Annotated in this window: 15 protein-coding genes; 3 read left to right on the plus strand and 12 right to left on the minus strand. The window is 55.2% G+C overall.

Features of this window, described 5'->3' with window-relative positions; translation table 11 throughout:
- Positions 1-97: 97 nt before the first annotated feature.
- The 10 genes from BKP64_RS11920 to BKP64_RS11965 form a co-directional block, all read right to left on the minus strand.
- Entirely contained in the window at positions 98-1,516 is a 1,419-nt protein-coding gene (locus BKP64_RS11920; RefSeq protein ID WP_070970270.1) for an FAD-dependent oxidoreductase, read from the minus strand.
- Between the two features lie 79 nt (positions 1,517-1,595).
- Positions 1,596-6,044, minus strand: a complete 4,449-nt coding sequence (gene gltB, locus BKP64_RS11925; RefSeq protein WP_070970273.1) for a glutamate synthase large subunit — start codon at positions 6,042-6,044, stop codon at positions 1,596-1,598.
- A gap of 212 nt (positions 6,045-6,256) precedes the next feature.
- Positions 6,257-7,660: an AAA family ATPase gene (locus tag BKP64_RS11930; RefSeq protein ID WP_227515380.1), complete on the minus strand. Its 1,404-nt coding sequence runs from the start codon at positions 7,658-7,660 to the stop codon at positions 6,257-6,259.
- A 70-nt stretch (positions 7,661-7,730) separates the two neighbouring features.
- Entirely contained in the window at positions 7,731-8,822 is a 1,092-nt protein-coding gene (gene aroB, locus BKP64_RS11935) for a 3-dehydroquinate synthase (RefSeq protein ID WP_070970279.1), read from the minus strand.
- Positions 8,815-9,381, minus strand: coding sequence for a shikimate kinase AroK (aroK, locus tag BKP64_RS11940; RefSeq protein ID WP_070970282.1), 567 nt, complete (start codon positions 9,379-9,381; stop codon positions 8,815-8,817). The genes aroB and aroK overlap by 8 nt, the downstream gene beginning before the upstream one ends.
- Before the next feature lie 136 nt (positions 9,382-9,517).
- Positions 9,518-11,584, minus strand: a complete 2,067-nt coding sequence (gene pilQ, locus BKP64_RS11945) for a type IV pilus secretin PilQ (RefSeq protein WP_227515381.1) — start codon at positions 11,582-11,584, stop codon at positions 9,518-9,520.
- A gap of 65 nt (positions 11,585-11,649) precedes the next feature.
- Complete coding sequence (locus tag BKP64_RS11950) at positions 11,650-12,198, minus strand: pilus assembly protein PilP (RefSeq protein WP_070970286.1); 549 nt, start codon at positions 12,196-12,198, stop codon at positions 11,650-11,652.
- 2 nt (positions 12,199-12,200) lie between these two features.
- Entirely contained in the window at positions 12,201-12,812 is a 612-nt protein-coding gene (locus BKP64_RS11955; protein WP_070970289.1) for a type IV pilus inner membrane component PilO, read from the minus strand.
- Positions 12,812-13,375 (minus strand): PilN domain-containing protein, encoded by a 564-nt coding sequence (locus BKP64_RS11960; RefSeq protein WP_070970292.1) that lies wholly within the window; start codon positions 13,373-13,375, stop codon positions 12,812-12,814. Before BKP64_RS11960 ends, BKP64_RS11955 begins: the two co-directional genes overlap by 1 nt.
- The gene (locus BKP64_RS11965) at positions 13,375-14,439 is read right to left on the minus strand and encodes a pilus assembly protein PilM (protein ID WP_070970294.1); all 1,065 of its coding nucleotides are present in this window, start codon (positions 14,437-14,439) and stop codon (positions 13,375-13,377) included. The genes BKP64_RS11960 and BKP64_RS11965 overlap by 1 nt, the downstream gene beginning before the upstream one ends.
- 195 nt (positions 14,440-14,634) lie before the next feature.
- Here BKP64_RS11965 and BKP64_RS11970 point away from each other — a divergent pair, with 195 nt between their 5' ends.
- Positions 14,635-17,097, plus strand: coding sequence for a penicillin-binding protein 1A (locus BKP64_RS11970; protein WP_070970298.1), 2,463 nt, complete (start codon positions 14,635-14,637; stop codon positions 17,095-17,097).
- Between the two features lie 78 nt (positions 17,098-17,175).
- Here the strand turns inward: BKP64_RS11970 and BKP64_RS11975 are convergent, their stop codons facing one another.
- Together BKP64_RS11975 and rpmE are read right to left on the minus strand one after the other, a co-directional pair.
- The gene (locus tag BKP64_RS11975; protein ID WP_070970301.1) at positions 17,176-18,441 is read right to left on the minus strand and encodes a malic enzyme-like NAD(P)-binding protein; all 1,266 of its coding nucleotides are present in this window, start codon (positions 18,439-18,441) and stop codon (positions 17,176-17,178) included.
- Between the two features lie 216 nt (positions 18,442-18,657).
- Positions 18,658-18,879 carry a 50S ribosomal protein L31 gene (gene rpmE, locus BKP64_RS11980; protein ID WP_070970304.1) on the minus strand — a complete coding sequence of 74 codons (222 nt, stop codon included), beginning with the start codon at positions 18,877-18,879 and terminating at the stop codon, positions 18,658-18,660.
- Positions 18,880-19,142: 263 nt separating this feature from the next.
- On the opposite strand from rpmE, the gene BKP64_RS11985 reads away from it, so the two are divergent.
- A complete protein-coding gene (locus BKP64_RS11985; protein WP_083329310.1) occupies positions 19,143-21,317 on the plus strand; it encodes a primosomal protein N' in 2,175 nt (724 codons plus the stop codon).
- 344 nt (positions 21,318-21,661) lie between these two features.
- On the plus strand, positions 21,662-23,407 hold the full coding sequence (locus BKP64_RS11990; protein WP_157755429.1) for an Ig-like domain-containing protein: 1,746 nt from the start codon (positions 21,662-21,664) through the stop codon (positions 23,405-23,407).
- Positions 23,408-23,460: the final 53 nt, after the last annotated feature.

A 23,460-nucleotide genomic window follows, 5' to 3' on the forward strand; every position in this document is an offset into this window, starting at 1 on the left:
ATACACGAATGGGAAGCAATGATACCCCGTTTGCCACAATAAAAAAGGGCGGCTTACCCGCAGCAAGCCGCCCTCCTGATCGAGGTCAAGCGGGCAATCAGATATCCAGGTAGTCCAGAATGCCTTCTGCTGCCTGACGGCCTTCCCAAATAGCCGTTACGACCAGATCTGAGCCACGGACCATGTCGCCGCCTGCGAAGATCTTCGGATTGCTGGTCTGGAAGGCGAACTCCGCCTCTTCCGGCGCAGCTACACGACCTGAATCGTCAGTATTCACCGTCAACTCATCGAACCAGTCTGCCGGGCTAGGACGGAAACCAAACGCCACCAGAACCGCATCCGCCGGAATAACCTCTTCGCTGCCGGGAACCACTTCCGGACGGCGACGACCGTTCTCATCCGGCTCTCCCAGCTGGGTGGAAACCACTTTCACACCCTCAACCTGGTCTTCTCCGATGATAGCAATGGGCTGGCGGTTGAACAGGAATTTCACGCCCTCTTCCTTCGCGTTCGCCACCTCCCGGCGGGAACCCGGCATATTGGCTTCATCCCGGCGGTAGGCACAGGCCACACTCTCAGCCTGCTGACGGATAGAAGTACGATTGCAGTCCATGGCGGTGTCACCGCCACCCAGAACAACAACACGCTTGCCTTTCATATCGATGAAGTCAGCCTCATCCTTCTCAAACCCGAGACGGCGGTTGACGTTAGAGACCAGAAACGGAAGCGCATCGTAAACACCCGGCAGGTTCTCTCCCGGGAAGCCACCCTTCATGTAGGTGTAGGTTCCCATGCCCATGAACACCGCGTCGTACTCGTCCATCATGTCCTGGAGCATCACGTCTTTGCCCACTTCTGTGGACAGGCGGAACTCCACGCCCATTTCCTCGAATACCTGGCGGCGCCGTGACATCACGGATTTTTCAAGTTTGAACTCCGGGATACCGAAGGTCAGCAAACCACCGATTTCCGGATAGATATCAAACACGACCGGTTTCACGCCGTTGCGCACCAGAACATCGGCACACCCTAAACCCGCAGGTCCGGCACCGATAACAGCTACCTTTTTGTCGGTCCACTTAACGGACGACATGTCTGGCTTCCAGCCCAGCGCAAAGGCCGTGTCAGTAATGTATTTCTCGACCGAGCCAATGGTCACTGCACCATAGCCATCGTTGAGCGTGCAGGCGCCTTCACATAAACGATCCTGCGGGCAGACCCGGCCACACACCTCAGGCAGCGAGTTGGTCTGGTGACACAGCTCCACCGCCTTCATGATGTTGCCCTCCGAAACCAGCTTCAGCCAGTTCGGAATGTAATTGTGAACGGGGCACTTCCATTCACAGTAGGGGTTACCGCACTCCAGACAACGATGCGACTGCGAAGCCGCGTTGTCTGCTGTAAACGGATAGTAAATCTCACCAAACTCTTTCTTACGCTTTTTGGCCGGAACCTTCTTCGGGTCCACGCGCCCGACCTCAACAAACTGGAAGTCGTTATTCAGACGTTCTTTCATCACGATGCTCTCATCAGCTCAATTTCGACAGGAGCGGTAACCTGGGGCCACTCGCTCCGAACCCATTTCGACCCGGTTTTTATTCCGGACGCGCCCGGGTGCTGGCCAGCAGACTGCGAAGATTGGCAGCCTTTGGTTTAACCAGCCAGAAACGGCCGATGTAGTCGTCGAAATTCTCAAGAATGTGCTCTGCCCACTCACTCCCGGTCTCCGAGATATGCTCCCGAATGACGCCACGCAGGTGATTACGGTAGGACTCCATGTCTTCACTGGAAATCCGCTGAATTTCCACCAGCTCATGGTTGTACTTATCCACGAAAGTATTGTTCTGGTCCAGCACATAGGCAAAACCACCGGTCATGCCGGCACCAAAGTTGTGCCCGATATTACCAAGCACGGTTACCAAGCCACCGGTCATGTACTCACAGCAATGGTCGCCAGCACCCTCTACCACGGCATGAGCCCCGGAATTCCGCACAGCAAATCGCTCGCCAGCTGTACCTGCTGCAAACAGTTTGCCGCCGGTTGCACCATACAGGCAGGTGTTACCGACAATAGAAGTCTCGTTGGTCTTGAACTCGCTGCCACGGGGCGGCTTGACGACCAGCTTGCCGCCAGTCATACCCTTGCCCACGTAATCGTTGGCGTCCCCTTCCAGGATCAGATTCAGACCGCCAACGTTCCAGACACCAAAGCTTTGACCAGCCGTACCGGTGAGGTCGAGGGTGATTGGCGCATCGACCATACCCTGGTTGCCGTGGGTTGCTGCAATTTCACCCGACAAACGGGCACCAATGGACCGGTCACAGTTGGTCACCCGGTACGACCAGGCTCCTCCTGATTTATTCTCGATGGCCGTAGCGGTGTCTTTCACCATTTTTTCGGCGAGTATCCCACGGTCGAACGGGTGGTTGCGTTCCACCTGACAGGTCTGAGGCTTGTCAGCCGGAATGTTGTCATTGGACAACAGCCGTGTGAGGTCCAGCTTCTTCTGTCGTTCAGTATCGCCTGGCAGACGCTCCAGAAGGTCGACACGACCGACCAGTTCTTCGAGGCTGCGAACACCCAGTTTAGCAAGCCATTCCCGGGTTTCTTCCGCCACAAAACGGAAGAAGTTCATGGCCATCTCAACGGTGCCCTTGAAGTGCTCTTCACGAAGATGCTCGTTCTGCGTGGCTACACCTGTGGCACAGTTGTTCAGATGGCAGATACGCAGATATTTACAGCCCAGAGCCACCATCGGCGTGGTACCGAAGCCAAAACTCTCGGCACCAAGAATCGCGCCTTTGACAACATCAAGGCCGGTTTTGATACCACCATCGGTCTGCAGACGGATCTTGCCTCGCAGATCGTTAGCTCTCAATGCCTGTTGAGTCTCGGTCAGGCCCAGCTCCCAGGGAGAACCCGCATAGCGGATTGAGGTCAGGGGGCTTGCTGCGGTACCGCCATCGTAACCGGAGACAGTAATGAGATCCGCGTAGGCCTTGGCAACACCGGCAGCAATGGTTCCTACACCCGGCTCAGAGACCAGCTTCACGGACACCAGGGCTTGCGGATTAACCTGCTTCAGATCGAAGATCAGTTGAGCCAGATCTTCAATGGAGTAAATGTCATGGTGCGGCGGCGGCGAAATCAGCGTCACGCCGGGTACCGAGTAACGCAACCGGGCAATGAGGTCATTCACCTTACCACCGGGTAGCTGGCCACCCTCACCGGGCTTGGCTCCCTGGGCAACCTTGATCTGCATGACGTCCGCGCTGCGAAGGTATTCTGCCGTTACACCAAAGCGACCGGACGCCACCTGCTTGATCTTGGAACGTTTTTCAGTGCCATAGCGCGCAGGATCTTCGCCACCTTCCCCGGAGTTGGAACGGCCGCCAAGTGTGTTCATGGCAACAGCCAGTGCTTCGTGCGCCTCGGGAGAGAGCGCGCCGAGGGACATGGCTGCGGAGTCAAAGCGGGGGAAAATCTCTTCTACGGGCTCAACATCGGAAATATCGATCGCCGTAATATCCTTACGGAATCCCAGCAGGTCACGCAGAGTCGCCACGGGGCGTTCATTGACCAGGCCGGCGTATTCCTTGTAGTGACCATAATCGCCACTGGCCACCGCTTCCTGAAGCTTGCCGACCACATCCGGATTAAATGCATGGTACTCCTGGCCATGAACGTACTTCAGCAAACCGCCCTGGGAAATCGGCTTACGGGGTTTCCAGGCCACGGCAGCCAGTTGGGCCTGATCGTCCTGGAAATCAAAGAAACCCGCACCCTGTATCCGGCTCGGTACACCCTTGAAGCACAGGTCAACCACGTCATCAGCAAGGCCAATAGCCTCGAATAACTGGGCGCCCCGATAGGAGGTGATGGTCGAAATACCCATTTTCGACAGGATCTTCAACAGTCCTTTGTTGATTCCCTTTCGGTAGTTATTCTTCGCCTCGATCGGATCCATCAGCAGCTCACCGGTACGGATCAGATCGTTCAAGAGCTGATACGCGAGGTACGGATAGACCGCCGTCGCACCAAAACCAAAAAGTACAGCGAACTGGTGCGGATCCCGCGCCCAACCACTTTCCACTACAATGTTGGAGTCACAGCGCAGACCTTTTCCAACGAGGTGATGATGGACAGCACCTGTGGCCATCATCGCATTGACCGGCAATTCTCCCTCTTCCAGATCCTTGTCCGTCAGAACCAGGATGACTTTGCCGTCACGAACCGCCTGCTCGGCCTCGTCACACACCTGGCGAACAGCCTGTTCGAGGCCCTGCTCCGGCCGGTAGCTCATGGAAATGCGGGCGACTTCAAAGCCGGGACGCTCGTTGTTGGTAATCTTGAGGAACTTTGCCGGAGAAAGTACCGGCGTGGTCAGGATGATCCTGTCAGCGTGGTCCGCAGTTTCCTCAAACACATTTCGTTCAGCGCCGAGGCACGTTTCCAGCGACATCACAATCGCCTCACGAAGAGGATCAATTGCCGGGTTGGTTACTTGAGCGAATTTTTGGCGGAAATAGTCAGCGATGTGGCGCACCTTGCTGGACAGCACGGCCATCGGCGTATCGTCTCCCATTGAGCCAACGGCTTCCTGGCCGTTCTCCGCCAGCGGGCGAAGCACCTGATCCCGCTCTTCAAACGTAACCATGAACATTTTCTGATGAACCAACAGTTCATCGGCATCCATCAACTTGAACTCAGGAGTATCCTGATTCAACGTGGTTTCGACCCGCAGTGCGTTTTCCCGCAGCCAGCGCTTGTAGGGCTGGGCAGACTTGAGACGCTGATCGATGTCCTTCGTGTGCAACACTTCACCAGATTCGGTATCAATGGCCAGCATCTGGCCTGGCCCGACACGCCCTTTGGCGACAACGTCGTCGGGCTGGTAGCCGTATGTTCCAATTTCCGAAGCCAGCGTAATGAAGTCATCCTTGGTGATCACCCAGCGCGCAGGACGCAGACCGTTGCGGTCGAGCATACAGACCGCATATCGACCGTCAGACATTACCAGCCCGGCCGGGCCATCCCAGGGCTCCATGTGCATAGAATTATATTCATAAAAGGCCCGGAGCTCGGAATCCATGCTGTCGACGTTCTGCCACGCAGGCGGAATCATCATACGGACCGCCCGGAACAGATCGACGCCTCCCGCCAGAAGCACTTCCAGCATATTGTCCATGCTTGAGGAGTCGGAGCCGGTCAGGTTGACCAGCGGCTGCAAGGTCTGAAGATCCGGAAGATCCGGTGAGCTGAATTTGGCAGCACGTGCGATAGCCCAGTTGCGGTTACCATCAATGGTATTGATCTCACCGTTATGAGCGAGATACCGGAACGGCTGCGCCAGCGGCCAGCGCGGCATGGTGTTGGTAGAGAACCGCTGATGGAATACGCAGATTGCCGTTTCCAGATCCGGGTCTCCCAGGTCCTTGTAGAAATTCGCCAGGTCCGCGGGCATCATCAGCCCTTTGTACGCCAGCGTTTTGTCGGAAAGGCTGCAAATATAGAATTCGGGGTCATCGGCCATGTCACGCTCAGCATGACGGCGCCCCACAAACAGACTGATGGCAAATTCTTTATCAGTCTTGCCGGCCGGCACAACGAACACCTGCTCAATGCGAGGCAGGCAATCAAGCGCCATAGGGCCAAGACAGCTATCGTCAACCGGCACTTCGCGCCAGCCCATGATCTCCAGACCCTGCTCTGTCAGGCGCTTCTCGAGCGCTGCGCGGCCGGCTGCTGCCTTGGCCTCGTCCGGGTTCAGGAATACCTGGCCGACGGCGAACACATCTCCGGGTTCCTTGCCAAAGGCACTCTTAGCAGCCTTCTTCAGGAAAGCATCCGGGCTCTGAATAAGGAGGCCACAACCATCGCCTGTCTTCCCGTCTGCAGCGATACCACCTCGGTGGGTCATGCAGGTCAGCGACTCGATGGCAGTTTGCAACAACTTGTGGCTGGCATCGCCTTTCATATGGGCGATCAGGCCGAAGCCGCAGTTGTCCCTGAATTCGTCGGGATGATACAAACCTGTCATCATAAGCGTTCTCTCGCGTAGAAATGCTTTTCAATCAAAGAGTTAATTGGCGCGCAGCCGTGTAACCACCCTTCGACACTGAAAATGGGGGCTGGCTATTTTACACGCGTAGAAATACGTACTCAAATAAGAGTGATGTTATTTTGGGGAAAAGAAACCGGACTTCCCAGCCCGGTGGCTTGCGAAACAACGAGTTATCTCATCGAAAAACGCCGTCACAAACTTTCAGTTGTGCGTATCCAGGGTGACTGGTTCCTGAGCGCCCGAGGCAGTTTCGCTGCGGCTGCCTCAGCATCGGCTTTGGTTGCATAGCTGCCATAGAATACCATAAACCATGGCTGCCTCTCGCCTTTGGTATAGAGAATACCCTCAAGCTCGGGGTGTTGCTCAAGGACGTTCAGAGCCGTCTGCTCGAGGTTCCCGGCAACCAGCTGAATCGTCCACCCCCCCCGTGCCCGAAGTGTGTCAATCGGGACAAACTGCTCGATGTTGGCAGGGCTGAACCCGGGCTCAGGCTCAGGCTCAGGCTCAGGCTCAGGCTCAGGCTCAGGCTCAGGCTCAGGCTCAGGCTCAGGCTCAGGCTCAGAAACAGGATCCTGGTCAGGGAAATCACCCGTCAAGGGTGTTTGCTCTTCGTCCGGCAAGACCTCACCGGGCTCGTCGCCGGCTGGTGACTCCGGCCCAATCGTGACACTCTTTCGAATGGGCTCCGGTTGTAGCGAATGCGCGACACTCTCGGAAACAGAATTGTTGTACTGCTCCGATACAAACCACCAGGATCCGCCAAGCAGTGCCAATGCCAGAATCGGCCAACCAAGGTTTTTGTAGGCAAGAATCGGGTGATCGTCCGCGCTCTTTGCAGAAGAAACAATATCGAGCCACACGCCCGGCGTTATGCGCTTGAGCCGGGAGAAGCTGCCCTGACTCAGGGCGTGAATTCTGGCCAGCCTAGCCGGACTCAGCAACTCGCCAGGCTTCCCTCCGGCCTGCTGAATCCTCGGCTCCAGGTAGGCAAACAGCTCTTCCTTGGTGAGCGGGCGCAGATGTACCTGATGAACGTTGGTGGAGGAGGCGTCAAGACCCAGAACGTCCACAAGGTTATCGGGGCCGGCGATCACAGGCACTGCAGCAGAAGTACGCTCCGAAGCAAGAAAGCCAGCAAGGATAAGTTTCAGGAGCTCTGGCGGTACACGATCGGCGTCATCAATCAATAGCACCATCCGCTGACCTTTACGGACCCGGGATTCTGACCATCGAAAGAATCCGTACACCACTTCCCGGGGGTTCTCTCCGTCCCGCAGACCGGAAAGTCCCAAAGCCTTCAAAGCCCGGGACAAAGCCTGAGCGCTTGTAAGCGCAGATGCGGGAATGCGATGAAAATCCAGACGTGACGATTCACTGCGAACGAGCTCCGCGAGCAATCGAGTCTTCCCGGAGCCGGCTGCCCCGGTCAACAGCAGCGCCATGTCACCAAAACCACAAAGGTGGCGAAGTGTTTCGAGCGCATGATGTCGCATGGCATCAGGGAAGAATGGCGTTTCCATTTCCAGCGGATTAGCGCGCAATCCGTATCGCTGCTGCAGCCTGGGGAACAGGCCGCCACCATCCTGAGCGCTCAAGTATTCTTCCGTCACAAATCGTCCTTGCCATTTACCCGGTCGCCCAACGAAAAAATCAGGCCAGTTACCATCAATGCCGGCAGAATCCAGCCAACGTTGCGGAGAGGTTTTCGACGGCAGCATCCGCCGTTACAACAGCATCGCCCATGGCGCGGAGCAACACCAACCGCAATTGTCCGTCGACATTTTTCTTATCAACCGCCATAAGATTCATGAAGTCGTCTGGCGTCATCCCCTCAGGAGGCCTCTCGGGCAAACCAGCCAGCGAAACCAGTCGCGCAACTCTAGCGCGCTCTTCACGAGTTATCGTACCCTCACGGGCGGAGAGATCAGCGGCCATGATCATACCGACACCGACTGCCTCACCGTGCAACCAGTTACCGTAACCTGAAAAGGTTTCAATGGCGTGCCCGAAAGTATGACCAAGGTTCAGTATCGCCCTCAACCCACCTTCACGTTCATCTTTGGCAACCACCTCTGCCTTACAGGTGCAGGAGCGAAAAATCGCCTGACCGACCGCCTCATCCTCAAGGGCCACCAGCCGGCCCATGTTTACCTCAAGCCAATCGAGAAAGCCGGGGTCCCGGATCAAACCATACTTGATCACTTCCGCAAGTCCGGCAGACACCTCCCGTGACGGGAGGGTTTTCAGACTGTTTGTATCAATCAGCACCGCCTCTGGCTGGTGAAAGGCGCCAATCATGTTCTTGCCCAGAGGGTGGTTGATTCCCGTCTTTCCTCCTACAGAGGAGTCCACCTGGGAGAGCAGCGTCGTCGGAATCTGAATAAACGGCACCCCCCGCTGGTAACATGCCGCCGCAAACCCGCCCATGTCCCCTACCACACCCCCGCCCAGAGCCACCAGAGTGGTTTTTCGGGTGTGACGCTTTTCGAGTAGTCCGTCGAAAATGAGGTTCAGTGTTTGCCAGTCTTTGTACTTTTCTCCGTCGGGAAGCGTAACCAGGTCCACACACTTCCCTGGAAAGCATTCGCGGGCCTTGTCCTGATAGAGTGGCGCTACCGTCTCGTTGGTGACGATCATAACTTGAGAACCGGTCACATATGGCGTGAGGTCGACCTCGCCCAGAAGGCCCTGACCGATGATAATCGGGTAACTACGCTCACCCAAATCAACGATAAGCTGGTGGAGAATCTTAGACATGATTCCGTCCTTCCTTTCGGACTTGGCGCTTATGACGCGGTGTTCTCGGGTTCATTCGGTTAACAAGCTGGCGAACGACGAGCCGCGGACTCTTGCGATCCGTATGCATGATGATGTCGGCCAACCCGGTGTATAAAGGGTCCCGGATAGAAAAGAGTTTGCGGAGAACCCCTTCGGGGTCATCATTCTGGAGCAACGGCCGATTTCGATCTTTGCGTGTTCGCTCTACCTGCTGCTCCAGGGAGGTCTTCAGATACACTACCACGGCATCTTTTTTTAGAAGCAGATGGTTTTCCTGGCGCATGACCGCTCCACCCCCTGTCGCCAGAACAGTATTCGGCTCGCTGGACAGCTCCTTGAGCATGGCCGTTTCTCGCTGGCGAAAACCTTCCTCGCCCTCCACATCGAATATCCAGGGAATATTTGCGCCACAACGGTCTTCGATAATCCGATCGGAATCCAGAAAACGATAGCCCAACTCTTTGGCAAGCATACGACCAATAGTACTTTTTCCGGCTCCCATGGGGCCAACCAGGACAACGCGTTTGGGCAAAGACATAACTTCCGCTCAATTGTGTTCAGGCGGGTGAGAATATCACAGGGTTTGTCATTCCATAAGTTCCCCAGCCTTCTTCAGGGATTAACGGGCACAAAAAAGCCGCCGGTTTCACGCGGCGGCTTTTAGTCATCAATGGTTACTGGATCAGATCACCCTTGATGATCTTCGGGGTAATAAAGATCAGCAGCTCACTGCGCTCATCGATGTGCTCAGTTCGCTTAAACAGGCGACCGAGGTATGGGATGTCACCCAGGAATGGAGTCTTGGTAACCTGTGTAGCAACCTCGGACTGGAAGATACCGCCGAGCACGACCGTTTCACCATTCCCAACCAAAACCTGCGTGGTCACTGCGTTGGTATTAATCGAAGGAATACCAGCTGTGACTTCCCCGCGGGAGTCCTGGTTCACCACCAGGTCCATAATGATTTTGTCGTCCGGAGTAATCTGAGGCGTCACCTCCAGAGACAAAACGGCCTCCTTGAACGAAACGGACGTTGCGCCACTTGAAGACGCTTCCTGGTAAGGAATCTCCTCACCCGACTTGATAGACGCGGTCTGACGATCTGCGGTTACCACTCGCGGCTGGGAAACCACTTCGGCCTGGCCATCACTTTCCAGGGCGGAAAGCTCGAGATCAACAAGGAAGTCATCACTACCCCAACCGATGGCAAAGGACGACGCGCCCTCCCCCGTCACCCCGAGATCCACAGCCAAAGCACCCGGGAAGGTAATGGAGCTGTTGGTTCCACCTGCCGCCTGTCGCGCTTCCTCGACTGCCGACTGGGAGCCACCAATCGCAAACACGTTATCACCACTCACATCGTACGCAGCGCCACCCCAACGGATACCGAGGTTCTCTGCGACGTTGGTCTGCGCTCGAACAATACGGGCCTCAATGGATACCTGACGAACAGCGACATCCCAAGTGGAGACCAGGCGCCGGATCTCTTCCAGTTTTTCAGCCGTTTCCCTGACACTGATGGTGTTGGTCCGAACGTCTGAGGAGATGAAGCCACGGTCCGAAATCAGCTCCTCGTCCTCTTTAATGAGCGCAACGATGTCACCCGCCTTCGCATAATTGACCTGAATAATATCAAGGCGAACCGGGGCCAGCTCGGCAATTTGCTTGGTGGTTTCCAGTTCAAGCTTCTCACGAGCGGCGATTTCGTCGGCTGGCGCAACCAGAAGCACGTTACCAATCTGGCGTTTGTCCAGACCTTTGGTTTTAAGAATCAGATCAAGGGCCTGATCCCAAGGTACATTTTGCAGACGAAGGGTAATGCTTCCACCAACCGTGTCACTGGCAACCAGGTTCAGACCGGTAAAGTCGGCAATCAACTGCAGCACCGAGCGAACTTCAATATCCTGGAAGTTAAGCGAAAGCTTCTCGCCGGTATATGGGAATTTTTCTTCCCGACGAGCCTCAGCCTCTTGCTCCGTCAGCTTTTCTACGCTAACCGTGAACTGGCTTCCAGACTGGTAAGCAATGTAATCGTAGTTCCCTTCCGGACGAATCTCGACGATGGCTTTTCCATCCTCCACGTAAGTATCGATTCGATTAACCGGTGTCGCGAAGTCGGTGACATCCAGTCTGCGGCGCAGATTCTCCGGCACGGACAGTTCGGGCATGGTCAAACGAATTTTTCCGCCCAGCTCAGAGAGGTCCACAGGTGTACTTGCACTGCCCAGATCAACGACAACCCGGCCTTCACCGTCCTTGCCGCGCCGAAAGTCAACGCCAGCCAAGGCATTCCCAGCAGACGAAGACGTCACTGGTCCGGCTGCCGCACCGGTCGATGCAGGTGCCGCTGAAGGTGTTGCAGCCTCACCGCCAATGGTCATTACCAGAGAGTTGTTATTCCGGACTGTGTTATAAGGCACCAGCTCCGCCAGGTTGAAAATCAACCTTGTCCGGTCCTTGGTTTCAACCACCGTCATGCTCTGGGCGTTGCCCGAGCCCAGAGGAATACTACGACTGTCGAGCCCGCTCGCGGTATCACGCAAATCAACTGCAATTCGCGCAGGACGCTCAATAGTGTAGCCCGTAGGTTCCGGGGGCTGGCCATCAAATTTCAGTGTCACTTCCAGGCGTTCTCCCGGCAGCGACGAAAACGTCACGTCTTCCAGCGTGACCGCATTGGCCAGGCCGGATAACAACCCAAAAGCAATTACGCTGACGTACACATTGAGTTTTCTGAACATCGCTAGCCTCGACCCCAAACTTTTTTGTTCGTGCATGTTTCTGTCAATCATCATTGTGCCGCTCCTTAGCCCTCTTCCCCAGTCAGTGTCAGGGAACGAGGACGCTCGACCCATCCACCCCGGCCATTGGGAACGATTTCAATTAGTTCTATGCGTGTTTCGCTCACACCAACAATGCGGCCGTAGTTTTGCCCCATATAGTTGCCTGTGCGCACTCGGTGAATACCGCCAGTGTTATCTTCAATCAAGGCAAAGAGATTACCCGAAGTTCCCTGTAGCGTTCCGACCATACCCAGTTCTTTAAGGTCAAAATTCTCAAGTACCTCTCTTGGCCTGTCCAGGTCCGGCTCAACATCACTGACCGGCTGCTGGTCAACCATCGTCAACTGAACATCCACCGGTGGTTCAAAGGGCGCACGCCTGTCGGCGGCCGAATAACTGAATGCCTCATAAGCCTTGAATTCAGGCAGCGGCTCTACAAACCCGCGGGGCTTGGCCCGCGTGTCCGCCATAAACTTGTCCAGATCCGAGAAGCCGCTGCCCTGGGAACAAGCTGTCAGAAGAGATACCAGACAGATACCCAACCAGGCTTTTCCCGCATGCTTTACTGTCATGCTCATTCTCCAGCCCGGTAGCGGTAGGTACGGGCAAGAACTTGCATATCAAGCTGATCTCCGTCTCCGCCAGTTGGTTTAATGGTTAAATCGTGCAGCGTCACTATACGTGGAAGACTTGCAACGCTGCTTACGAAAGATGCCAGCTCGTGATACGACCCGGAGACACGAATATTTATTGGCAGTTCAGCGTAAAAATCGCGTCTTTGCTCAGGCTGCAACTCAACTTCCTGGAGCGACAACCCACTACCCAAAGCAGTATTGGTAATATCTTCCAAAAGCCCGGGAACCTCTGTTTCACTCGGCAACTGACGGACGAGGGCCCCAAAGGTTTCCTCCATCTCTGCCATCTGCGCTTTGAAAACCTCAAGGTTTGCAACCTGGTAAGCCTTCTCTTCGTACTTTTTGCGCAAGTCCTGCTCGGTTTTTTCAACTCGATCCAGTTGAATATATTGATCTTTTATGAAAAACCAGTATCCACCACCCACGATCAAGCCAACGATAATGAGAACCACAATGGCTTTGATGGGCGCAGGCCAGATTCCTGCGTTATTGACGTCAAGATCATTGACGTCGAATTCATTCAGGCTTTTAAGTGAGTCCGCGAGGCTCATTACTTATCCTCCCCTTCGGGCTCGGGCGTTTTCTGCTGCACCGACAGGTTAAACTGGCTGTATCCCGCACGACGGTTATCCGCCGCCGAAACATTTGAGAGATCAGGGCTGGCAAACCAGTCAGATTCTTCAAACTGGCGCATCAGAGTCGAGATTCTGCTGTTGGACTCCGCCATACCGACGATATCAATGCGGTCGCCCGCCTTCTTCAGGTCGGTGTAAAACAAACCGTCGGGCAAGGTCCGTACCAGCTCGTCGAAGACCCGAACGATAACTGGCCGCTTGCCCTGGAGATCCTGAATCACTTTCATGCGAGCCAGAAGCTCATCCCTTTTCCGCTTCAGACTCTCGATCTCCTTGATTTGCTGATCCAGCTTCTTCGTCGCGGTCTCGACATACGCATTACGGGACTGCTGGTAAGCGATCCGGTTGTCCATATCGGTCTTCCATAGGAACACCAACCCCCCGGCGATAATCGCTGCCCCCAGAATCATCACGACAAACTGCTTCTGCTTTTCCGCCCTGAGCTCTTCGCGCCAGGGCCTGAGGTTAATCTTTGCCATCAGTCGAAGCTCCTCATTGCCAGGCCACATGCAATCATGAGTGAGGGAGCATCGTTACTCAAAGCTGATGCGTTGACCCTTGACCCCACCGCCATATCGGCAAACGGGTTCGCAACCAGAGTGGGCGTACCGGTTTTTTCTTCGACCATTTCTGTCAGACCCTGTATCGAGGCAGTACCACCTGCCAAAACCACATAGTCGACAGCGTTGTACTGACTGGCACCAAAAAAGAACTGGAGAGCCCGGGCGACCTGTTGAACCACAGCCTCCCGGAAGGGCGTGAGCACCTCGGATTCATAATCATCCGGAAGGCCTCCCTGTTTTTTGGCAAGGCCGGCCTCTTCAAGAGAGAGCCCGTAGCGTCGCTGAATTTCCTCGGTCAACTGCTTGCCGCCGAAAATCTGTTCGCGCGTGTAAACGGTCTTCCCTTCGGCAAGGACGCTGAGCGTAGTCATCGTTGCACCAACATCAACGATGGCGACGACGAGAGACTCTCCCTGGGAATCGAGCTGAGGTTCAATGAGCTTGTAGGCGCGCTCAAGCGCGTAAGCTTCCACATCAACGATCTTCGCCGAAAGTGATGCAATTTCCAGAGCATCCTCTCGAATATCGACGTTCTCCTTTCGGCAGGCAGCCAAAAGAACATCAACCTGATCCGGATTGTTTTCGGAAGGCCCTTGCACCTCAAAGTCGATGGCGACTTCATCGAGGGGATATGGAATGTACTGATCAGCCTCAAGCGTGATCTGGTCTTCCATTTCAAATTCGTTAAGCCCGCCATCCATCTGGATAAGCTTGGTAATAACCGCCGACCCGGAGACCGCTACCGCCACCTGTTTCACACTGGCACGGGACTTGGCGGCAACGCGCTTAAGCACCTCACCCACGGCCTCGACATCCGTGATATTTTTCTCGACGACAGCATTTGCTGGCAACGGCTCAACTGCGTAGCTCTCGACCTTATACCGGTCGCCCTGCTTCGACAGCTCCAGAAGTTTCACTGAGCTGGAGCTTACATCCACGCCCAGCACTGCACTGGATTTCTTTCCGAACAATCCGAACACGCGCTCACCCTATACCTGGTTAAATGCACCGGGTTAAGTTACTTATGTGTTTTTTATTTAAGAGAATTTCTTCAGTATTCCGTCTACAATGCTTTTTCTTCTTTAATTGAGAAGCATTGCAGCGGTGAAGCGACTCTTCCTTCCTAAAGCAATTTCTCAAATGATAGACCTATATCCAACAGTTGTCAGAAAAAAATGTCTCATTTGTTGCGCACATCTCGTCTTTTTGCCTGGTTGATTCTTACCGGACTGAGTACCGCCGTTATCATCACCTCAGGCTTCTACCTTTATCTTCGCCCGGGACTCCCTCCCGTCGAACAGCTCCTGGACATAAAGCTGCAAACGCCGCTCAGGGTCTATAGCGAAGACAGCAAATTAATAGCAGAATTCGGTGAAAAGAGAAGGGCACCGATCACAATCGAACAGATCCCAACAATTCAGTTACAAGCCTTTATGGCCGCTGAAGACTCCCGGTTTTATGAACACTTTGGGGTCGACATCAAAGGCCTGGCGCGGGCTGCAATCGAACTGGTGTCCACCGGATCGATCCAGTCTGGCGGCAGCACCATCACTATGCAGGTTGCAAAAAATTACTTTTTGTCACGCGACAGGACCTTTATCCGGAAGTTCAATGAGATACTTCTCGCTCTTCAGATCGAGCGTGAACTGAATAAAAACCGTATTCTGGAGCTCTACCTCAACAAGATATACCTGGGCAATCGGGCGTACGGTATTGCCGCCGCTGCCCAGGTCTATTACAACAAGCCCGTTGCCGAGCTGTCCCTGGCACAGATGGCCATGCTGGCAGGCCTCCCGAAAGCTCCCTCGGCCTACAACCCTCTCGCTAACCCGGACCGCGCACGAATTCGCAGAGACTGGATACTCGGCCGCATGCGGGATCTCGGATTCATTACAGATGACGCCTATGAATTGGCCGTATCTGCGCCTCTGACCGCAAGCTACAACGCCACCGAGACCGAAGTAGACGCAGATTTCGTGGCTGAAATGGCCCGGTCGGAAATGGTTCGCCGATTTGGCGAAGAGGCCTACACCGATGGTTACAGCGTAACGCTGACCGTTGATAGCGTGAAGCAACAAACTGCGACCGATGCGCTCCAAAACGGACTGGAAGCCTACGATCGACGCCATGGATTTCGAGGGCCGATTGGACAGATCGACCCGGACACTCTCGCCAACAGAGAGCCTTCGGACCTGGTACTCAACTACCCTCGGGTCGAATCACTAATCCCTGCTCTTGTTACCTCCGTCGATGACGAAAACCTAGTCACCAGTGTTTATGCCCGCGGCATTGGCGAAGCGACCATGGCTTTCGAGACCATGACATGGGCCCGACGATACAAGACCGAGGATTTGACAGGCCCGGAGCCGGAAAAACCCTCGGAAGTTGTGTCTGCCGGAGACGTCATATACGTGCATGCTGCCGCGGAGACAGGCTCTGAAGAAACCGGGACCGAAGAAGCACTGCCTGCCGTTTCGCTTGCCCAGGTACCGCGCGCGGAGGGCGCCCTGATCTCGCTGGACACTGACACCGGTGCTATTGAAGCCCTCGCGGGCGGCTACAGCTTTGGACAAAGCAAATACAACCGGGCGATACAGGCCAAAAGGCAGCCTGGCTCCACGTTCAAACCGTTCCTTTACCTGACGGCACTTGAAAATGGCATGACTCCGGCGACTATTTACAACGATGCGCCGATTGTTTTTGATGACTCTGAGCTAGAAACTGCCTGGCGCCCACAGAACTCGTCGGGGCAATTCTATGGCCCCACTCGCCTGAGAGAAGCTCTTTATCGCTCACGCAATATCGTCTCGATCCGGCTGCTCAGGGATGTTGGCATTCAAACCACACTGGACTACCTGAAGCAACTGAAGATCCCGGTCGAAAACATGCCAGACAACCTTTCACTGTCCCTTGGCAGCGGCCAGCTATCACCCATGGAACTGGCCCGGGGTCTTGCTGTCATCGCGAATGGCGGCTATGACGTACAGCCCTACCTCATTGACCGAATCCAGGACGTCAAAGGTGAGATCTTATATCAGGCACCGAAGACCGTACTTTGCGACAAAGACTGCGACCAGATAACGGCCGGCACCAGTGAGCCGGAAAACCGGCAAGAGAATGACGCCAAACAAGAAACGCGGGTGATGAGACGACTGGCGGATGAGCGCTCTGTCTATATACTCCACTCGATGATGCGAGACGTTATTCGCCTGGGCACCGGCCGACGTGCGCGCGCGCTTGGACGGGAAGACATTGCAGGCAAGACCGGCACCACCAATGAGCAAAAAGACACCTGGTTTGCAGGCTTCAATCACGAGATAGCGACCACCACCTGGGTTGGCTTCGACCAACCTGCCCCGCTTGGCCGGCGTGAGTTTGGCGCCAGCACGGCACTGCCCATCTGGATTGATTACATGAAAGTCGCACTGAGTGGCACCCCTGCAGCCATGATGCCGAGGCCCAATGGCATCGTGAACATCCGCATCAATCCCGAAACCGGAAAACGCGCAAGACCAGGAGAAGACGGCGTCTTCGAAGTCTTCAAGGAAGAGGACGCTCCCGCGCCACTACCCCCGGAGAGTGAAAGCGACGGAAATGGAAACTCCAGCGGAGACGATCTTTCCCGCCAGATCTTCTGACCCTGCCGAGCCAGGCGGGCAAGCATAAAAAAACCGGCGGGATCACCGCCGGTTTTTTTATGCAATCCTGAACGAAACTCAGATAATGTCGTCCATGGACTTCAACGGGTAATGAGCAGGATACGGGTTGCGAGCAACACCGGAATCAACCGCTGCACGGGCAACCGCCGCAGGCACAACTTCCAGCAGACGAACATCCATCGGCTTTGGAATAATATATTCCTTGCCGAATTCGAAGCTCTCCACGCCGTAAGCCTCACAGATTTCCTGCGGCACCGGCTCTTTGGCCAACGCACGAATGGCGTTAACCGCAGCCACCTTCATCTCTTCATTGATCGCAGTAGCGCGAACGTCGAGAGCACCGCGGAAGATGAACGGGAAGCCCAACACGTTATTCACCTGGTTCGGATAGTCTGAGCGACCGGTTGCCATAATGAGATCATCACGGGCGGCCAGCGCGACTTCCGGAGCAATCTCCGGATCCGGGTTTGAACAGGCAAACACGATCGGGTTGGGGGCCATCTTTTTGAGCTGGTCTGCGGTCAGCAGATCAGGACCGGACAACCCGAGGAACACATCGGCGCCATCAATCGCGTCATCCAGTGTGCGCCTGTCCGTATCGTTAGCAAACATAGCCTTGTACTGATTAAGGTCATCACGACCAGAGTGGATCACACCCTTGCGGTCGAGCATAAAGATGTTCTCAGAGCGAATACCGCAACTGATCAAAAGCTTCATGCACGCGATAGCAGCGGCGCCCGCACCGAGACACACCACCTTCGCTTCTTCAATTTTTTTGCCCTGCAGCTCAAGCGCATTGAGCATGCCAGCTGCGGTCACAATAGCTGTGCCATGCTGGTCATCATGGAAGACCGGCACGTTGCACTTTTCAATCAGCGCACGCTCAACCTCGAAGCACTCTGGCGCCTTGATGTCTTCCAGGTTGATACCACCGAAGGTATCCGCAATACGCTCAACCGTTTCAATAAACGCCTGCGGGCTTTCGGAATTGACTTCGATATCGAAGACGTCAATTCCGGCAAAGCGCTTGAACAGTACGCCTTTGCCTTCCATAACCGGCTTGCTTGCCAGTGGACCCAGGTTACCCAGACCAAGAATCGCGGAACCGTCGGAGATTACAGCCACCAGGTTGCCCTTGGCAGTGTATTTATAGGCGTTCTCCGGGTCCTTTGCGATCTCGCGGACCGGTTCGGCAACCCCGGGGCTATACGCCAGAGAGAGGTCGCGGGAGGTTTTGGTTGGCTTTGTGATTTCAACACTCAGCTTACCAGGCCGCGGCTTGGCGTGATATTCAAGGGCTGCTTCTTTCAGATCTTGAGACATTGCCACTGTTCCGTTTGTCACGTTTAAGGGTAATAAACCGCGGAGCTTCGCTCAGCGGAGCGCGCCATTATGGCGCGACCGACCCCAAACGACAAGTAGCAATCGGCGGTTTTGTAATCAGTCAATAGTGCGAATTGCGTATGTATCAAAAAAATACATAGAAATATCCAGACACAAAAAAAGCGCCCAGAGGCGCTTTTTTCACTACCAGAGCAATCAGTCTTTCTTGCCGCCGATGCGACCACCGAAACGCTTCTGGAAGCGGTCAATACGACCACCAGTGTCCATAACCTTCTGCTTACCAGTATAGAACGGGTGGCACTGAGAGCAGACGTCCAGCTGCAGATCGTGCCCGATCGTAGAGCGGGTCTTGATCACGTTACCGCAGGAGCATGTTGCGGTAATCTCTTCGTACTTGGGATGAATACCTTCTTTCATGGCGAACCTCTTTAGGTCATGCCGCTACCAGATCGCGGAGCTGGAATCAGCTCGGGCGCCGGGCACCGCATGTTTGAATCAATTGAAAAGACGGGGCACAATCAGGCCCTGCCGGAAACAGATCGCGAATCTTACTTGCAATTACCGCGTCAGGCAAGCGCCGCCCTGATTTCCGGACCCGCCCACCAAAGATTTCGCGGCAGGCTGCCGATTACAACAGGATAGGGAAAAACCGTGACACTCGTTTTCCAGTGGAGCACTCAGTGCCGTTGATCGCACGCATTGCCCTGAATCGCCCCCTGCGCCGGCTCTTCGATTATACCGTTCCCGAAGACCTCAAGCTTGTGCCGGGCCAGAGGGTAAAAATCCCTTTTGGCCGGCAGCAGGCAACAGGCCTTGTGGTACAAACCGGAGTGGAGCCTCTTCCCGGGATCAACCTCAAACCGGTATATGCGGCCATGGAGGACTGGCCGGCATTGCCAGAGGAAACCGTAAGCCTTCTCAGCTGGGCCAGCGACTACTACCAGCATCCTCTGGGAGAGTGCCTGTTCACCGCCCTTCCTCCCGCCCTGAGACGGGGCCGCAAAGCGGAGGAGAAGTCTGTGGAATGGTGGGTGGCTTGTGATCACGACGAGCCTCTTCCCGCCAACGCCCATCGACAGAAAGCACTGCTTGAATGGCTGAATCAGCAAAGAGGGGGCGCAGCGGCAAGCGATATTATCAGGGCCGGCTTTACCCGCGCCCAGCTCAAGGCCCTGAGCGACCGACAATTGGCCAAAGCGGTCTCTGCACCGGTTTCCGACTCAGAGCCCGAGGCCCCAGAGCTTCTGGAACGGCGACCAACTCTTTCAACGGCCCAGGAAGCCGCAGCCGAAGCGCTGACCAGCCCCAGGAAAGGATTCAGCGCCTCCCTTCTATACGGAATTACGGGCAGTGGCAAAACGGAAATTTATCTGCACTACCTCAAGCAACACCTTGGCCCGAGCGACCAGGCGCTTGTGCTGGTTCCCGAAATCAACCTTACACCACAGACCGTCGCCCGCTTCAGGCACTATTTCGGCACGCGCATAGTGGTGTGGCATTCGGCGCTCAACGATGGGGAGCGCCTGACCACCTGGTTAAAGATTCGTGAGGGCGAACCGGTCATCCTGATCGGCACCCGATCTGCCGTCCTGCTGCCCTTTACCCGGTTGCGCGCGATAATCGTGGATGAAGAACACGACAGCTCCTATAAACAGGGCGAAGGATTCCGGTATTCCGGCCGTGACGTGGCAGTTTACCGTGCGCACCTGAACCGCTGCCCGGTTATTCTTGGCTCCGCCACACCCTCACTTGAATCTTTCTACAATGTGGAACAGGGGAAATATCGCCTGGTGAAGCTCGAAGAGCGGGCGGGGAACGCGACTCCGCCGGTCATCAGTCTGCTGGACATTCGCAGCCGCCCTCTTGAAGGTGGCCTTTCCCGGCCCGCCCTTAAGGCCATTGACCAAGCGCTTTCCAAGGGCGAGCAGGCATTGGTTTTCGTCAATCGGCGCGGCTTTGCCCCGGTAATGATGTGTTTTGACTGCGGCCACATGATCGAGTGCCCGCGCTGCGACACCCGGCTTACCTATCATCGCCGGGACCGCGCCATGCGCTGTCACCACTGCGACTACCAGACGGCAGCCACGGAGCATTGCCCGAAATGCCAGAGCGACGCGTTCAAACCCGTTGGCCAGGGCACCGAAAGAACCGAAGACGTGCTCGCATCTGCCTTTCCCACTACCCCCGTAGTGCGGGTTGATCGTGACAGCACCCAACGCAAGGGCAGCATCCAGAGCATCCTGAACCAGGTGAACAGTGGTAAACCATGCATACTCGTAGGCACCCAGATGCTGGCCAAGGGACACGATTTCCCCAATGTAACCCTCGTCGTTGTGGTCAACGCCGACGGCGGCCTGTTCAGTGTTGACTTCCGGGCGCCCGAGCAACTCATCCAGACCCTGCTGCAGGTCAGCGGACGGGCCGGACGCGGCACAAAACAGGGGAAGGTGCTTATACAAACCTGCCACAGCGATCACCCGTTGTTAAAAACCCTCTGCGATGGACATTATCTCGACATTGCCGGCCAGCTCCTCAGCGAACGCGAGGAGGGCCAGCTCCCACCTTTCCGCGCCATGGCCATCTTTCGCGCAGAAGCCGACACCATGGAAAAAAGCCTGCAGGTGCTTGACGCCATAAAACCACTCACCAACTTCCCGGGCATTGAGGCGTGGGGCCCACTGCCAGCACTGATTGCACGGCGCGCAGACAAATATCGCGCACAACTGATCCTGAACGCCCGGAACAGGAAGCGACTTAACAGCCTTCTAACCGGAATCTGCCAGGAACTGGACCAGAGAAAGCCGGGCTCGGGGGTCAAGTGGATGATTGATGTTGATCCCCAGGAAACAGGGTAAACGTGGACCCGCCCACATATCTGCAAACCGTTACAAAGTTTTTCAGAAATGAATACCAATCAGCGTTGCTGTGATAGATCCTATGCTATGATTTTCAGCAAACTAACAACGAAACCTGAAAACATACCTGAGCTTGCGTTTCTCGTGCAGGGAATGCGCATTTAAAAGGCTTTTGCTGTAAACGAAGACTGGAGAAAAAGATAATGTCCGGGAATATATTTGCGCGTGTCGCAGCACTTATCCTGACCCTGACTCTTGCCGCTTGCGGTGGGGATAGCGGGTCAAGCTCTTTATCGGGCGTAGGAGATAGTAATACCGGAGGGACAGACACCCCATCTGAGACCGTGTCCGTAGGCTCAATACAACTGGTTAATGAATCTCCTCAGATTTCCACGAACGGCAGCGACAACTCTCGCATCACTGCGTTTATCAAAGACAGCAATGGCCGGGTTCTCGAAAACGTCAACGTATCCTTTGCCGCGAACAACAATGGCACCGTTCTGGTTGAAAACGCCATAACTGGTGCAGACGGTGAAGCTTCCGCTCTGGTCTCCGCAGAGGGCGACGCTCAGAACCGGACGATTACCGTGACTGTATCTGCCGGGAGCGTTTCTGAGACCACAACCGTGACTGTTACTGGCACGTCCATCTCAGTAACCGGCCCCTCTTCCATTGTGGCGGGCGCATCTGCAACCTATACCGCCAGATTGCTTGACGCTGACGGACGCCCCATAACAGGCGAAAACGTATCGGTGTCAACAGCCCTTGGCAACCAGATAACAAATGCCGCGTCTTTCTCAACTGCGGCCGACGGTACCGTGACGTTTGATCTGGTTGCACAGTCCGGCGGCTCCGAAGTCATCACTGTTAACGCATACAGCGGGGCTGGCCTGGTAACAGCTGAGAAGTCGATTTCCATTTCTCCAGATGCATTCAGTTTCTCATTACCAGACAGCAACACCGAAATCGAACTGAACACTGCTCAGCAGATTGAGGTTGAATGGCTGTCCAACGGCACCCCGGTTGCAGACGGAACCAGCGTCGTCTTTGAGACGACACGAGGTATTTTTTCGCCAGGCAACTCCAGCACAGCGACCGTTACAACCTCCGGAGGCACAGCGGCTGTACGCATTTCTTCAACAAACGTGGGTCCGGCCTCGGTCACAGCCCGGAGTCAAGCAACCGGCGGTCCCTCGGCGCAACGCACATTTGAGTTTGTTTCGACAACCCCTGCGCAACTAAATCTGCAGGCTGACAAGACACAAATCGGGCAAAACGAATCGGCTGTAATTCTGGCCACCGTGCGTGACAGCAATAACAATCTTGTAAAAAATGCCACCGTTAACTTCACCCTTGACGATATAACCGGCGGCTCGCTTTCCGCAGGTTCAGGTGAAACTGACAGTCAGGGGCAAACCCAGGTTACCTATACGTCGAGCTCAACTTCCAGCTCTCTGGACGGGGTCACCATAACGGCAACCGTGCCAACCACAACTATCTCGCAAAACTTGTCTCTCACGGTAGGTGGGCAAGCCCTACGCATCAATATCGGCACCGGTAACGAGATCACCGAATCCGGCCTGACTCTCTATAAACAACCCTGGACAGCCATTGTAACCGACGCCAACGGCAACGCATCTGCCAACCGCTCTGTACAGGTTAGCGTTATTCCAGTGCGTTATTTTAAAGGCTTCTACACCAGGCTGACTGACTCAGACCCATGGGTACCAACCTACACAGTGGCTGATGGTTGCGTGTCTGAAGATGTCAACAACAACGGCATCCTGGACGACTCTGATATCGATGCGAACAACAACGGCTCACTGGAGCCCGACCCCTCAGCCACCGTACCAAGAAATCTCACTACTGGAACCGATGGAACGGTAACCTTCGACCTGACGTATCTCAAGAGTGAGTGCTCTTGGATCGAAGTTGACCTGATTGCCACAACCAGCGTTCAGGGTACCGAATCTCAGGCGCGCCAAAGATTCACCCTATCCTGCACGGCAGAAGACCTGGAGTCGTCCGCTCCTCCGGGAGGCTCTAACAGCCCTTATGGGGTCGCGACAAGCTGCGCGAACCCGGATTAACAAAAATAAGGGAGGGGCACCCTGCCCCTCCCTTATTTCATTGTTTGAGTCTC

This window comes from Marinobacter salinus, assembly GCF_001854125.1.
In the GTDB taxonomy this organism is placed as follows: domain Bacteria; phylum Pseudomonadota; class Gammaproteobacteria; order Pseudomonadales; family Oleiphilaceae; genus Marinobacter; species Marinobacter salinus.